Genomic DNA, 12,756 nt, shown 5'->3' on the forward strand with positions numbered 1-12,756 from the left:
TTGGTGAAGAAGTGTTTGATATTCGGGGGAAGCGTGTTTGTGGGGAAGGCGATTGCGGAAGGGTTTGTTCGCGAGGGGCATCAGGTTTACGTGTTAAATCGCGGGAATCATTCCAATGTTAATGGTTGTATTCATCTACAAGCAGATCGAAATGATGGGGACCAATTGGATCGAGCTTTGGAAGGCATTAACTTTGATATCGTTGTAGATGGATCTGCATATGAGCCATTTCAGACGAGACTTGCGATTCAGTGTCTTTCAGGGAGAGTCAGTCATTTTATTCATATTAGTAGTGCGGCGGTTTACCAGCAGACAGAGGTGTATCCACTCACAGAAGAGAGTCCTGTTGGCGTCCATAAGCTTTGGGGTGATTATGGTAGAGGAAAGTACCTTTGCGAGCAGGAATTAATAAAGAGTTTTCAGGAAGATGGTTTTCCGATGACGATATTCCGTCCCTTTTATATCTATGGACCGGGGAATAATCTGGACCGAGAGATGTATATATTTCGCCGTTTAGTCAAAAGAAGACCGATCATCGTCCCTGGAAACGGTTCCTCATTGATCCAATTTGGCCATATTGATGACTTGGTAGAGGGATTGGTGCAATGTATGCTACAAGAAAAGAGCTTTGGTCAGATTTATAATATTGCTGGAGATGAGGTTGTTACATTAAAAGGATGGGTCGAGGCTTGTGCAGAAGTGGTCGGGATGACACCGAAAATGGAATTGGTAAGAGGAAATGTTGGATTTGAAGCAAGGCAGTGGTTTCCTTTTCGGGATGTCCATCTCTTCGGTAGTTGTCATAAGTTGAAACAGCATCTGGGAATTCAACCTCGATTCTCTCTATTAGAAGGATTACGAGATATGTATAACAAAATGGATAAGGAGCTATTCACCCAACCAATGGTTTGTTCGGAAGTAGAGCGTGCTATTTTGAAAGATGTGACGGGAAGAGTGGAAGGTGACTCACATTGAAAACGACTTCAAGAGCATCCCATATTTTAGACCAGTGTCTTGAGAAATATCATTCAAACCAGCCGTTTTTATTAGGAATCGATGGTTTGAGTGGATCAGGGAAAACAACTCTTACAGCACAACTGCAGGAACTGTGTTTGCTCCGCAACATCCCTGTTACCATTATTCACATGGACGATCACATTGTACCGAGAAAGCAGCGTTATGATACTGGTGAGGCTCAGTGGTGTGAGTACTATTATCGACAATGGGATCGCCTTCGATGGAGAAATCTACTACAAGGATTTCGTAAGCCCATCGACCAATTGATCCAGCTCGAATATTACCAAAAAGAGTGGGACGAGTATGTAATTCGAAATGTTTCCCTTTCTCCACAAAATATTGTGATGGTGGAAGGGGTTTTCTTACAACGAGAGGAATGGCGCTCTTTTTTCGACTATGTGGTTTATCTAGATGTTGATCGCATTACTCGTAATGATCGGGTATTGGAACGAGACACGTATATCGGGGATATGGATGAGAGGCATGCTAAGTACTTGCTGCGATATTGGCCAGCAGAAGATTATTATGTAGAACATGTTCAGCCTAAGGCATTGGCTGATATGGTGATATCGTAGTCCCCCGCATTCTTTATAAGTTTTACCACTTGCCACTGCTACGAAGGACGAAGTAGGCTTAATACATTTCAAAGGAGGTAGCGGGTACAAATGGAACGCATAATCCTTGAAAACGGCATCATTACTACGCTCGACCCCAACCTCCCATTCGCCGAAGCCATCTATATAGAGAATGGGAAAATAAAAGCAGTCGGAACGAGGAAAGATATCTGTTGTAGGTACGATGGAGCTAATGTGAAAAGAATAGACTGCAAAGGAGCCTACGTATACCCTGGATTCGTCGATAGCCATATGCATCTTTCACTCGTAGGACAAAAGCTACAGATGCTCGACTTTCGAGAGATTTGTTCGAAAGTGGAGATGCTTCGTCTGATTCGTGAGCGTGCGGAGGCACTACCTAGCGATGAATGGATCGTAGGGCAAGGATGGCAGGAATCGATGCTGGATGAACTCCCTAGTCTCGAAGAATTAGATGAGTTCTCATTAGGCAGACCCGTATTACTGAGTCGAGTCTGCTTTCATAGTTATCTCGCTAGCGGGCGGGCGGCAGAGTTGGCGGGAGTTTGTCCCCATCAAGAAGAGCCAGAAAAAGGAGCTTATGGACGTGACTCAGACGGGCGGTGGAACGGAAGAATGTATGAAGAGGCATCCCTCCCTTTTCATCAAGCACAGCCGAAGCCAACCTATGAGCAGAAGAAATCCACGTTACGGCAAGCGATGGAGCTTGCATTGCAATACGGACTCACAGCCGTACATACGGAGGATTTGCGTTTTATCGAAAGCGTAGCCGACTTAATCCAGATTCATCGTGAACTACGCCAAGAAGGAACCTATCTACGAACGCATCAGCTCATTTATCAGCCATACTTTGACCAGCTAGGGGAGCTAGGATTACATTTTCAGGATGGGGACGAATGGTTTCGTATTGGAGCGATGAAATTATTTGCAGATGGGTCACTCGGAAGTTGGACTGCTTGGTTACAAGAGCCTTATGCAGATAATCCAACGACAAATGGGATTTCAATTCATACCGATGATCAACTCCTCCACTTCGCAGAACACGCTACAACAAGAGGTTATCCCATTGCAGTTCATGCGATCGGAGATGCCGCAGCCGACCAAGTCATCAGTACCATTGAACAACTCAAGCGAAAATATGGAAGCGAAGATCCGCCTCGGCATCGTCTGATCCACGCCCAAATTTTACAACCGTCTATGGTAGAGAGAATCAAGAAAGCGAAGATTTCTCTCGATTTACAACCTATCTTTGTACAGGGGGATTTTCCATGGGTAGTGAAGCGAATTGGTGAGAAACGATTAACTACTTCCTATTCTTGGAAAACATTGATCGAAGCGGGAATTCCGTGTGCTGGGGGAAGTGATGCGCCGATAGAGCCATTATCGCCTCTTCAAGGTATTTACTCTGCCATGACACGAAACCATCATCCAACTGATCATGTTTATTATCATGATTCCCAAAAGATAACGGCTGAACAAGCCCTTCGATTATATACACTCGGAAGTGCTTACTTAGCAGGTGAAGAAAAAGAGCGTGGATCGATTACGCCTCATAAATATGCAGATTTCACCATCTTAGATCAGGATCTCCTACAATGTGCACCGGAGGAAATTCGCGATGCTACCGTATTAGCTACGATTGTAAATGGAAAGGTAGCTTATACAGCCTCGTCTTTTACAAGAATAACTAGATGACTTCAAGTAGGGAGTCATCTTTTTTATGTTCTAACTGATCGGGTGGAATCATAGGCTATGCATGAGGTGATCACATGGCCGTGATTCGCACCAACTCAGAACAAATTAAATTATTAGCTAGATTATTGCGTGCCGAAGCCGAAGGAGAAGGCGAGCAAGGTATGTTAATGGTGGGGAATGTGGGAGTCAACCGAGTTCGAAGCAACTGCTTGGACTTCAAAAATATCCGTACCATTCAACAGATGGTGTTCCAAAGTCCAGGAGGATTTGAATCTACACAGAAACCGTATTTCTATCAGGCAGCTAGAGAACGAGAAATTCGCCTAGCTCAAGATGTGGTAAATGGAAGGCGAATCGATCCTGCTAGAAATGCGTTATGGTTTTTCAGGCCAGTTGGGGCTTGCCCACCGAAGTGGTATAACCAAGCGAATAGTGGCCGCTTTAAGGCTCATTGCTTTTTTGTTCCTACACAAGCTGATTGTCCTAGAGTATACACTTAGCAAAGGGAAAAGGGGTAGGAGGCTATGTACTGGCAATATCCGTACCAACAGTATCAATATGGTGGTAATGTTTTACAAGCAGGAAATATTCAACAACGAACAGAACGTTATTATTCCGAAGACTTATTGCAAAAAAACATAGGGAAGACGGTTACGGTGTATCTCACATTTGAAAATAATAAACAATGGAATGCAAGGCAGGTAACTGGAAAATTACGTGAAGTAGGAAGAGATTTTATCCTTGTTAAGGATCGTCAGACAGGGAAGGATCAGATGTATCTAAATATAAATGTCGACTATATTGTATTTGATGATGCACCTGCAACGATCGCAGATGGATATGATCCAGACTGACGAATGAAATACAGCAGGCTGAAAGACTAGGATCTATGTGATCACTAGTCTTTTTTCTGGTTAAGCAGTTAGATAGCGTTTAATCAATGGTTTTATATTTTCTGTCGGGATTGCAAAACCGAGACATTGTGAAGGGTAGATAATCAGTGTATTTACGCCTATCACGTGACCATGAAGGTTGATAAGAGGACCGCCGCTATTTCCTGGATTGATCGGAGCATCGGTCTGAATCACACTATGATAGTATCGATTTGATAATTGAAGAGGACGATTTTTTCCACTGATAATCCCTGTGGTGGCAGTTTGATCTAGTCCAAAAGGATTACCAACCGCAAGTACCCATTCCCCTACTTGTGTTTGTGTGGAATCGCCTAGTTTTAACGCATGGAGTGGGTGAGAAGTTTTGATTTGTAGTACAGCAAGATCTTTTTTGGGTTCTGACCAAACGACTTGTGCTGTTACTGGGCTACGAATGCCATCTAGTTTGATATAAATTCGCCTAGCGTTTTGAATCACATGATAGTTTGTTAAAATGTATCCTTTACGTGAAATGATGAATCCACTACCAAATTGCCGTTCCGGCTGTTGCTGATGCCTAGGTTGCTCCATCATAATGCCAAATCGATGGGTTGTAGTAGAAGTATCTTCCGTCTGGATTGCAACAACTCCTTTTCGTACAGAGCGAATGAGCCGCACAAAATAGTTAGAAGGGTGATGGGCAGCTAGTCGATTTGTATAGGATCGTTGCATTTTTTTGGATGACATCTCGATAATCACTCCGTTTCTCTCGTGCTACTCCAATCATTTTATGTTTGAAAATGATGACGGTACAGGCTGATAACTAGAAAATGAGGGATTCATCATAACTTGAAACGTTTGTCCATATATTGAAGTAGAGGAAGATGATACGGGAGGAATGGGGATGAAAATATTTATTCGTAAAAGCGGAGCAACTTTAGCTTTAATAGCAATTTCGATTCTAGGTACGTTCCTATATATGAATTATATCGAGGATAAACAGGCAAAAACGTATGTTGAAACCTATGTCCAACTAGGTGGTAGCCAGATCGTGAACGAGATGACAGAGACCTACTCCCAAATCATGGAGCAGTATTCTAATTATAAATTGAACCGAGATACAAAAAAGAAGTTAGTGGATCGCCTTCAACTATTAACGAAAAAGCTTCAGCAAGTAGAAAGCCAGCTAAATACAAAAACGGACTCTCAGAAACTAGACTTCGCCTACTTGTATCAAGATGCTAAGTTGGTTTCCTTAAGCTTGTCGGACCCAACCAAAGATGATATTGTTCCAGTAGTCGTTCTTCACGCTTCTGAAGGGGTTGGAGAGTGGAAGAAACAGGTTGTGAATATGGAGCAAGGGGATTAAAACGTTGTAAGGCAGAATAAAAGAGAATGAAGCATTGTCAACTGAAATCTATAATTGGTTGACAATGCTTCATTCTCTTATTATGATTTTATAGAAAAGTTAAATATAATAAGGAGAAATCATTGTGACTCATAAATCTTTTTTATCAATTCGTGAGATGACCTTATGTGCTATGTTTGTAGCGCTTATGACGATTGGAGGACAGATTAAGCTTGATTTTACAGGGGTTCCCTTTACCCTGCAAACCTTAATTGTGATGTTAGCGGGATCCTTACTAGGAAAACGTTTAGGGACGGTTAGCATGTTTGTGTTTATTGCGTTGGTAGCTGTGGGGGCACCTCTTTTAGCCGGCTTCCAAGGTGGCATCGGCCCTCTATTTGGACCAACTGGAGGATATATCTGGTGTTTTCCACTAGCAACGTATCTAATTGGATTCATGATCGAAAAGCTAAAAAGAGGTCAGAAATCGAAGTATTGGCATGTTCTATGTGCCTATCTGTTAGGAGGGATCGTGGTTGTTCACTTAATCGGATATATCTGGTTTTGTAGTTATATGAATGTGCCTTATGGGAAGAATCTAGTTCTTGGACTGCTTGTTTTTATACCTGGAGATGTGATGAAAGCGCTTGTAGGTACGGTGATTAGTTTGGGTGTGTATAATGCGATCCCTAGTTTGATCCCAAGTAATGAAAAGCGGAACAAGGCGTAATAAGTCCACGACAGCAATTACTAAAAGCCATCTAGAATACATTTTCTAGATGGCTTTTTCTCTGTTACAATCAAATATAGAAACTAGGCTAAAATCAAGCTAACATGTAGTTAGGAGAATAATATGAGTAAAACAAAAACCTCTCGTTTAGATAAAATCCTTGCTAACACTGGATTTGGAACTCGCAAGGAGATAAAAAAGCTTTGCAAACAGGAACTAGTCCTCGTAAACGGTCAAACGGTGAAAGATCCATCTACCCACGTAAACCCGTATCAAGATGAAATATTTGTGGGAAATGAAAAAGTTTTTTATAGTGAGTGGATCTACTTGTTGATGAATAAACCAGCAGGCGTCATTTCTGCTACGGAAGATCATCAACATGAGACAGTCATTGACATAATCGATGAAAAGTACAAGAGCTTTGATCTGTTTCCTGTAGGTCGTCTGGATAAAGATACAGAGGGCTTTCTATTACTAACGAACGATGGAAAACTGGCCCATCAATTGTTATCGCCTAAAAAGCATGTAACGAAAACGTACTATGCTGAAATAGACGGGGTGGTTACAGAGGCAGATATTGAGGCGTTTTCTAAGGGAGTTACGTTAGAAGATGGGTATCAGACACTCCCTGGAAAATTAGTTATCTTAACTAGTGGAATGCTATCTGAGATTGAACTTACGATTACAGAAGGAAAGTTCCACCAAGTAAAACGGATGTTTGAAGCAGTAGGGAAAAAGGTAACGTATCTTAGGCGGATTTCAATGGGTCCTCTCGAATTAGATCCCTCTCTTGATTTGGGAGAATACCGAGGGCTAACCCAGGAGGAAGTTACTCTACTCCAGCAAGCAAATCATAGCGAGTAAATTTGTAGTTGGAGTACATGTTAGGGAGGGACCATGTCCATTACGACTGTGGCCTTATTAAAAAAAGTATCATTTCGTGTTTTCCCAAAAAATCTACCCGTTACAGATATTCATATTCCACCTGAGCTTCGTCTGATCGGTACTGGAACAGATGCTATCGTGGTGCAGGATCCTCGGGACATATCTGTCGTTTATAAACTTTTTCATCCTGATCGATTATGGAAAAAAGATAATGAATGGACATCTTATCAAAAACTAGGTGAATCACCCTATTTCGCTAAATGCTATGGAAATGAAGAACACTATCTTATCTTAAGTTATGAATCTGGATTGACCCTATTAGAATGCTTGGAACAGGGTGTTGAGATCCCAGAGCAAGTGCTAGAAGATGTAGACGAAGCTCGTGCCTATGCGCGATCTGTCGGATTAAATCCACGGGATATTCACTTAAAAAATGTTTTTCTCCAAGAAGGTCGTGCAAAGCTGATCGATATATCCGAGTATGTGATTCCTGGAAATGATCATCGGTGGGATCACTTGGTAGAAGGATATCGGCAATTTTACCCACTGATCCGAGGGATGAAAATTCCTAAATGGATGATTGAATATGTAAAAAAATTATATCTTGATCAAAACGGCAAAAAGAACTCTTTCTCTGTATCAGAATTTGGAAAAAGATTGTTTCGGTTGTTTAGTGCATAATGATGAAAAAGAAAAACGAAGGGAGTTTCGTTTTTCTTTTTCTACCTAAACGTTGAATGATACAATAAAAGGGACAATAATAGGAGCGGCTTGTAAACGTTACAAACGAGACGAGGGGGAATACGTGATGACAAATTCGATTGTAGATTCATCACTGTTATGGATTCGTGGCACTCGGATTCCTGCAAGTCAATACAAACGCATTAAAACGAGACTGGAAGAAAATCTTCAAGGTGAACCATCTCGTACAGATTATTTAGAACTAGCCCGATTAGAGTTGCGGAAGCAGAATTATGGCCTTGCAATGGAGGCAGTAGAAGCGGCCTTACAGCTAGACCCTACTGATGCAGAGAGCCAACTATTATATGCAAACATTCTAGAGCTTACGGGTGAATGGGATCGTGCAAAATCGGTATATCGTACGAATATTATGCTACATCCTGTCTCTGCTGAAGGATATCGCGAGTATGGACGATTTTTGCTGAGTATGGATCATGATGATTCGATCCTTCATATACGATCATTGGTTCTAAAGGGTTTGGAACTAGATCCGAAAGACTCCTATGCACATACAATTTTGGCGGAGATTTACTGGAAGCTAAATCAAAGAAGTCAAGCAGAGCTACACCTAGAAATCGGTCTGCGCTATTTACAGGAAGAACCATGGATTCATCAGCGACGTGCTTCTATCTTGGCAGAATTAGAGCGGTTTGCTGAGTCAGTCCATCATTATAAGCAAGCTTTGAAAGAGGATAAAAAGAATATCTATATAAGGCATCAATTGCAAAAAGTAGAGAGGTTATCAAAACAGAAGACGGTATAGTAAATGATGTGAGTGATGGCCTGTTCATGAATCAGTAAAGTACATATACATGCTGAACAGGCCTACGGTTAGCGAACGAATATAGCTTATGATAGTTGTCTGAAATATCGACAAAATTCGATAGCTATGTTACAATGTTTCCCGTAGGTAAGGTTGACCTTCTTACTTATGTTACTTACTATGCTTCTTTTTAACTCCTGAATCTTAACCCACTTTTATGACCAGGGTGGAACCTGTACCTGGTCTTTTTTATTTGTTACAATAACGAAGAAATTGCTCATTATAGAATAAGGAGGGGGTAAGGATGTCGTTTCATCCACTCTATCTCCAATTTTTTGACTTATATCATGCAAAAGAGTATTGGGAAGCTCATGAAGCATTAGAAGAACTATGGCAGACGGAAAGATCGAATGATTTTTACCATGGATTGATTCAAATTGCTGCTATCCACCATCAGTTAGAGCGCGGAAAAGTTCGTGGAGTACGAAAGCTAGCCACTTCGGCGCTACGATATTTAACCCCTTATGCCCCAGAAAATGATAGGGTGCAGCTTACATGCATTTTAGAATGGTTACAGATGTGCTTGGACCGTTTACCTGGGGACATACAGCAAGTACCTGCGGAAGATATGGCTAAATTTTCCATACCTATTTGCTCATTGCCTACTTCGAAAGAGTTGCAGGAAACAAAATAAGATAGATAGCCCAACGACTTTGGGTATAACAAGTCCTATTTAGGGCTTTTTTTATTGCTTTCTTACATAATTGAATCACTTTCTGACTAAATACATATATAAGAGCCTAGAAAAAGTGATAAGCACTAGGTGGATGATGTTTTATAGAAGGAGAGGACTGAAATGAAGGGGAGACGTTGGACGACAGAAGAAGATCAATATTTGAGAGAGAGAGTATTACAGTCTATAAGTAGCGGTGGTAGCCAGTTAGATGCATTCGATGAAGTGGGTAAGAAAATGGGACGTACTGCAGGGGCATGTGGGTTTCGATGGAATGCAGTATTGCGCCAACAAGATCCAGAGTCGTATTCAGATGCAAAGAAACAACGGGTATATACACAGCTCCAGAGGAAGAGACGTCCTCGTTTTGAATCATTGTCTCGTATTGGAGAATCACTAGCTGAAGTGGAAAGACAATGGTTTTATAAGAAGAAGCACGTTGAACAATTAAAGAAAAAAATCCAATATTTAGATCAGGAGATTCAAGCATTAGAGAGTGTTTTGAGATCTTCGCCTGAGAGAAAGTCGGAAGAACTGACACAAAAAGAGTTGGAGGAGCGCTATCAGGATTTGTTACATTTGGTAGGTGAGATTCAACAACAGCCTGCCTTTGCAAAGTTTTTTTCGGAGATGAAATTTGAGATTCCCGTGATAGATGGGAAGTCAGATAGAGACACCTCATCATAAGATATAGCAGTGGTTGTAGGGAGAGGTGAGAACTATCGCAGAGCAAGATCCATCCAAACGTATGAATAAGCAAGAAATGATGAAGTATATGGAACAGCTTGAAAAACGGGTCGGATTGGTACAGTCTGAGATTACACGTTTAAACCATTCCCATGAGAAGATGAAACAAGATTTACGCTTTTTAGAGTTAATGTTATTAGAAGAATATCATATGCTACTACAAATTATGGATCGGAATCAAGGTACATTGCGAATTCATTCAGAATAAGACACTGTTTTATCGGTGTCTTATTTTGTTTTTGAAAAAACTTCTGGACCGGTTTGCAATTCGTTTGCAAATCTAATTTCTTTTAGAGTTGGATTCACTGATATCACTGGTGTTAGGGCTTTTTTCATATAAAAGCGCCCTCTGCCAGAGAGGACGCAACCTTTTTGTTCTTATTTTTGTATTAGCAACCCCATCCGCAAACGAATACGAATATGGTAGCAATGACTAGCAAGAAAATGAGAAGGCTTCTCCAACCGAATCCACCACCGCCGTAGTAGCTTCCACAGCCGCTCATAGATCTCACCTCCCTTATAGGTTGCTGATGATCATAAGATTAGCATTTATAATCATCACAACCCCATCCGCAAACGAATACGAATATGGTAGCAACAACGAGTAAGAAGATCAAAAGACTTCTCCAACCGAATCCTCCGCCACCATATCTTCCGCAGCCGCCCATAGATTTCACCTCCTACCAGAGGGAATTCTTTCTAGTGATTAGCAACCTCTGTAACCGCCGCCCCATCCACATGCAAATACGAAGATAGTAGCAACGACGAGCAAGAAGATTAGAAGACTTCTCCAACCGAATCCTCCGCCACCATAGCTTCCACAGCCGCTCATAGATCTCACCTCCCTAAACAAGTAATGTTCCTTTATTTATTTAGCAGTCAAATCCACCGCAAACAAATACGAAGATAGTAGCTGTAACTAATAAGAAGATGAGAAGGCTTCTCCATCCAAATCCACCTGCATATGCACCCATGTAACACCCTCCTATTTGTTTAGATTGCTGAAGAGAACGGTTTGCAGTTGTACCACGATTTGTTTGACAAGTTTTATCGGTTCTTCATGATCTCTTAAGCTAATTTACTGTATGCGCCTCAAGGTTCCCGTGTACAGGCATGAGCCTGTATAAAAGAAATTGGGTAGATGCTTATAGAGAGAGTACAAATACGAATATGGTTGGTATCAATAGCAGAAATAAGAGAAGTGCGCGCCAGATACTCATGGATCATCACTCCTGCCTTGGATAGATATTTGTTTTTTACCATATGTAAAAACTCCTCATCAGGAGTGTCCATTTATTGATTAGATAGAAAAATAGGCAGCAGAAAGAGAATAGAGTGTGACCGAGCAATGAGCGGATTCATACAGTAAAGAAGAATCAGGATAGGAGGGGGACCTATGAATCAAGGGCCATCGATGCAGAGTTTAGTAAAAATGATCAATAATATCATGGGACACAACGTTCTCAGTGAACAGCAATTAAATAAGATTTTAGAAGGGGCGAAGAAGATATACGAGAAGGGTGGCATGCCAGCTGTTATTCAATACTTAATGAAGGTCACACAGGCAGATGTTGACGCCCAAGAACTTACCCAATTTGCAGAGAATGTCAAAAACAACCCACAGATCGGAATGGACATCTTAGAAGGTAAAAAAAGCATTCGCCCACAAAAAAAGAAAAGGTAGTAGGAAAAAAGAAGCAAACTATACGTACTTTGTTTGCTTCTTTTTTTGTCCAAGGGATCAAGAAAAGACCAAAAGGAGAACCAATTAATGCCAACTATTTTGGTTACACTATGTAGCAAGTAAAAGGAAAGGTGGAAAAGAAATGTTAAAAAAGAAGTTTTTAGCTGTTACGTTATCGATGGGCTTACTGGCAGGTGGGGTATTTGTATTTAACCAAAAGGCATTCGCGGACGAGCCCACCTCGAAAATGGGAGAACAAAAAGGGCATGAGAAGAAAGAGAAGATGTCAAAGGAACAACGTATTGAACAGATTTCAAGCAAGGTTAGTACTTACTTAGGAGTTCCGCAGGCAGAAGTACAAAAGCTCGCCCAAGATTCGAAAATCGGTGTGAAAAACGTAGTCTTTGGTGCAGTGATTGCGAAGAAGACGAATCAGCCACTGGCACAAGCTATAGCTGAAAAGGAGAAGCTAGGTCATTGGAAGCAAGTGATGACAGCTCATAAGCTGGAGTGGAAAGATATTTATCCTGAAATGAAGAAAATCGCCCCTCATTTCGGTAAAAAGCTTAAGTTGATCAAAAATCCAACGATGATGTATGAAGTACTATCCACATACACAGGAGAAAGCACAAGTACTTTAAAGGGATTAAACGAGAAATATAATATTCATCCCAAAGGTTTGATGAAGGCTTCGGTTCTCTCCAAAGCGAGTGGAAAGAAGCTGGAAGACGTACTTAAACTAAAAACAAAGGATAATAAGTGGGAAGATGTTGCTACGAAGCTAAATGTGGATAAACAAAAACTTAGTGAAGCGAGAAAAGAATTATTTGCCAAGCTTCGGGCTGAAAAAAAGGAACAGAAGCAAGAACAAAAACAAGAACAAAAACAAGGACTTAACCAGTAATGGAAACAGGCTAAGATTTGATGTATCTACCTACTGTGCTAGTG

General features: G+C 41.1%; 19 protein-coding genes. 15 read left to right on the forward strand and 4 right to left on the reverse strand.

Going from position 1 to position 12,756, the window contains the following annotated elements; genetic code table 11:
* The first annotated feature begins 3 nt into the window (after nucleotides 1-3).
* The 5 genes from BLU58_RS03390 to BLU58_RS03410 all read left to right on the forward strand — a co-directional run bounded on the left by BLU58_RS03390 (nucleotide 4) and on the right by BLU58_RS03410 (nucleotide 4,159).
* Nucleotides 4-975, forward strand: a complete 972-nt coding sequence (locus BLU58_RS03390) for an SDR family oxidoreductase (protein WP_176786478.1) — start codon at nucleotides 4-6, stop codon at nucleotides 973-975.
* Nucleotides 972-1,592 (forward strand): AAA family ATPase, encoded by a 621-nt coding sequence (locus BLU58_RS03395; RefSeq protein ID WP_255404575.1) that lies wholly within the window; start codon nucleotides 972-974, stop codon nucleotides 1,590-1,592. Before BLU58_RS03390 ends, BLU58_RS03395 begins: the two co-directional genes overlap by 4 nt.
* A gap of 90 nt (nucleotides 1,593-1,682) precedes the next feature.
* Nucleotides 1,683-3,305: an amidohydrolase gene (locus BLU58_RS03400; protein ID WP_093290824.1), complete on the forward strand. Its 1,623-nt coding sequence runs from the start codon at nucleotides 1,683-1,685 to the stop codon at nucleotides 3,303-3,305.
* Nucleotides 3,306-3,379: 74 nt separating this feature from the next.
* The gene (locus tag BLU58_RS03405) at nucleotides 3,380-3,805 is read left to right on the forward strand and encodes a cell wall hydrolase (protein ID WP_093290825.1); all 426 of its coding nucleotides are present in this window, start codon (nucleotides 3,380-3,382) and stop codon (nucleotides 3,803-3,805) included.
* Between the two features lie 24 nt (nucleotides 3,806-3,829).
* A complete protein-coding gene (locus BLU58_RS03410; RefSeq protein ID WP_093290826.1) occupies nucleotides 3,830-4,159 on the forward strand; it encodes a spore coat protein GerQ in 330 nt (109 codons plus the stop codon).
* A gap of 60 nt (nucleotides 4,160-4,219) precedes the next feature.
* Here the strand turns inward: BLU58_RS03410 and BLU58_RS03415 are convergent, their stop codons facing one another.
* On the reverse strand, nucleotides 4,220-4,924 hold the full coding sequence (locus BLU58_RS03415; protein ID WP_093290827.1) for a S1C family serine protease: 705 nt from the start codon (nucleotides 4,922-4,924) through the stop codon (nucleotides 4,220-4,222).
* Between the two features lie 157 nt (nucleotides 4,925-5,081).
* Here BLU58_RS03415 and BLU58_RS03420 point away from each other — a divergent pair, with 157 nt between their 5' ends.
* The 8 genes from BLU58_RS03420 (at nucleotide 5,082) to BLU58_RS03455 (ending at nucleotide 10,332) form a co-directional block, all read left to right on the forward strand.
* Nucleotides 5,082-5,546, forward strand: a complete 465-nt coding sequence (locus tag BLU58_RS03420; protein ID WP_093290828.1) for a hypothetical protein — start codon at nucleotides 5,082-5,084, stop codon at nucleotides 5,544-5,546.
* A gap of 124 nt (nucleotides 5,547-5,670) precedes the next feature.
* Entirely contained in the window at nucleotides 5,671-6,255 is a 585-nt protein-coding gene (locus tag BLU58_RS03425) for a biotin transporter BioY (RefSeq protein ID WP_093290829.1), read from the forward strand.
* 123 nt (nucleotides 6,256-6,378) lie between these two features.
* Nucleotides 6,379-7,119, forward strand: a complete 741-nt coding sequence (locus BLU58_RS03430; protein WP_093290830.1) for a pseudouridine synthase — start codon at nucleotides 6,379-6,381, stop codon at nucleotides 7,117-7,119.
* Between the two features lie 33 nt (nucleotides 7,120-7,152).
* Nucleotides 7,153-7,821 (forward strand): hypothetical protein, encoded by a 669-nt coding sequence (locus tag BLU58_RS03435; protein ID WP_093290831.1) that lies wholly within the window; start codon nucleotides 7,153-7,155, stop codon nucleotides 7,819-7,821.
* Between the two features lie 127 nt (nucleotides 7,822-7,948).
* Entirely contained in the window at nucleotides 7,949-8,644 is a 696-nt protein-coding gene (locus tag BLU58_RS03440) for a tetratricopeptide repeat protein (RefSeq protein ID WP_093290832.1), read from the forward strand.
* 304 nt (nucleotides 8,645-8,948) lie between these two features.
* The gene (locus BLU58_RS03445) at nucleotides 8,949-9,338 is read left to right on the forward strand and encodes a DUF309 domain-containing protein (protein ID WP_093290833.1); all 390 of its coding nucleotides are present in this window, start codon (nucleotides 8,949-8,951) and stop codon (nucleotides 9,336-9,338) included.
* A 162-nt stretch (nucleotides 9,339-9,500) separates the two neighbouring features.
* The gene (locus tag BLU58_RS03450; protein ID WP_093290834.1) at nucleotides 9,501-10,064 is read left to right on the forward strand and encodes a hypothetical protein; all 564 of its coding nucleotides are present in this window, start codon (nucleotides 9,501-9,503) and stop codon (nucleotides 10,062-10,064) included.
* A gap of 25 nt (nucleotides 10,065-10,089) precedes the next feature.
* Nucleotides 10,090-10,332, forward strand: a complete 243-nt coding sequence (locus BLU58_RS03455) for a hypothetical protein (RefSeq protein ID WP_093290835.1) — start codon at nucleotides 10,090-10,092, stop codon at nucleotides 10,330-10,332.
* A gap of 334 nt (nucleotides 10,333-10,666) precedes the next feature.
* On the opposite strand, the gene BLU58_RS16760 is transcribed toward BLU58_RS03455, so the two are convergent.
* The 3 genes from BLU58_RS16760 to BLU58_RS16275 form a co-directional block, all read right to left on the reverse strand.
* On the reverse strand, nucleotides 10,667-10,792 hold the full coding sequence (locus BLU58_RS16760; protein WP_255404576.1) for a hypothetical protein: 126 nt from the start codon (nucleotides 10,790-10,792) through the stop codon (nucleotides 10,667-10,669).
* A gap of 38 nt (nucleotides 10,793-10,830) precedes the next feature.
* Nucleotides 10,831-10,956, reverse strand: a complete 126-nt coding sequence (locus BLU58_RS16620; RefSeq protein WP_207896825.1) for a sporulation protein YjcZ — start codon at nucleotides 10,954-10,956, stop codon at nucleotides 10,831-10,833.
* 260 nt (nucleotides 10,957-11,216) lie between these two features.
* Nucleotides 11,217-11,387: a hypothetical protein gene (locus BLU58_RS16275; RefSeq protein ID WP_176786479.1), complete on the reverse strand. Its 171-nt coding sequence runs from the start codon at nucleotides 11,385-11,387 to the stop codon at nucleotides 11,217-11,219.
* 133 nt (nucleotides 11,388-11,520) lie between these two features.
* On the opposite strand from BLU58_RS16275, the gene BLU58_RS03460 reads away from it, so the two are divergent.
* Nucleotides 11,521-11,808 (forward strand): hypothetical protein, encoded by a 288-nt coding sequence (locus BLU58_RS03460; protein ID WP_093290836.1) that lies wholly within the window; start codon nucleotides 11,521-11,523, stop codon nucleotides 11,806-11,808.
* Between the two features lie 142 nt (nucleotides 11,809-11,950).
* Nucleotides 11,951-12,712 carry a hypothetical protein gene (locus BLU58_RS03465; protein WP_093290837.1) on the forward strand — a complete coding sequence of 254 codons (762 nt, stop codon included), beginning with the start codon at nucleotides 11,951-11,953 and terminating at the stop codon, nucleotides 12,710-12,712.
* The last annotated feature ends 44 nt before the right edge of the window (nucleotides 12,713-12,756 follow it).

The organism is Thermoactinomyces sp. DSM 45892 (assembly GCF_900107305.1).
In the GTDB taxonomy this organism is placed as follows: domain Bacteria; phylum Bacillota; class Bacilli; order Thermoactinomycetales; family Thermoactinomycetaceae; genus Baia.

Bases quoted from the DNA above. Each gene is read 5' to 3' on its own strand.
- BLU58_RS03400 (WP_093290824.1), top strand. From the start codon at position 1,683: ATGGAACGCATAATCCTTGAAAACGGCATCATTACTACGCTCGACCCC.
- BLU58_RS03405 (WP_093290825.1), top strand. From the start codon at position 3,380: ATGGCCGTGATTCGCACCAACTCAGAACAAATTAAATTATTAGCTAGA.
- BLU58_RS03410 (WP_093290826.1), top strand. From the start codon at position 3,830: ATGTACTGGCAATATCCGTACCAACAGTATCAATATGGTGGTAATGTT.
- BLU58_RS03415 (WP_093290827.1), bottom strand. From the start codon at position 4,924: ATGTCATCCAAAAAAATGCAACGATCCTATACAAATCGACTAGCTGCC.
- BLU58_RS03420 (WP_093290828.1), top strand. From the start codon at position 5,082: ATGAAAATATTTATTCGTAAAAGCGGAGCAACTTTAGCTTTAATAGCA.
- BLU58_RS03430 (WP_093290830.1), top strand. From the start codon at position 6,379: ATGAGTAAAACAAAAACCTCTCGTTTAGATAAAATCCTTGCTAACACT.
- BLU58_RS03435 (WP_093290831.1), top strand. From the start codon at position 7,153: ATGTCCATTACGACTGTGGCCTTATTAAAAAAAGTATCATTTCGTGTT.
- BLU58_RS03440 (WP_093290832.1), top strand. From the start codon at position 7,949: ATGACAAATTCGATTGTAGATTCATCACTGTTATGGATTCGTGGCACT.
- BLU58_RS03445 (WP_093290833.1), top strand. From the start codon at position 8,949: ATGTCGTTTCATCCACTCTATCTCCAATTTTTTGACTTATATCATGCA.
- BLU58_RS03450 (WP_093290834.1), top strand. From the start codon at position 9,501: ATGAAGGGGAGACGTTGGACGACAGAAGAAGATCAATATTTGAGAGAG.
- BLU58_RS16760 (WP_255404576.1), bottom strand. From the start codon at position 10,792: ATGGGCGGCTGCGGAAGATATGGTGGCGGAGGATTCGGTTGGAGAAGT.
- BLU58_RS16620 (WP_207896825.1), bottom strand. From the start codon at position 10,956: ATGAGCGGCTGTGGAAGCTATGGTGGCGGAGGATTCGGTTGGAGAAGT.
- BLU58_RS16275 (WP_176786479.1), bottom strand. From the start codon at position 11,387: ATGGTAAAAAACAAATATCTATCCAAGGCAGGAGTGATGATCCATGAG.
- BLU58_RS03460 (WP_093290836.1), top strand. From the start codon at position 11,521: ATGAATCAAGGGCCATCGATGCAGAGTTTAGTAAAAATGATCAATAAT.
- BLU58_RS03465 (WP_093290837.1), top strand. From the start codon at position 11,951: ATGTTAAAAAAGAAGTTTTTAGCTGTTACGTTATCGATGGGCTTACTG.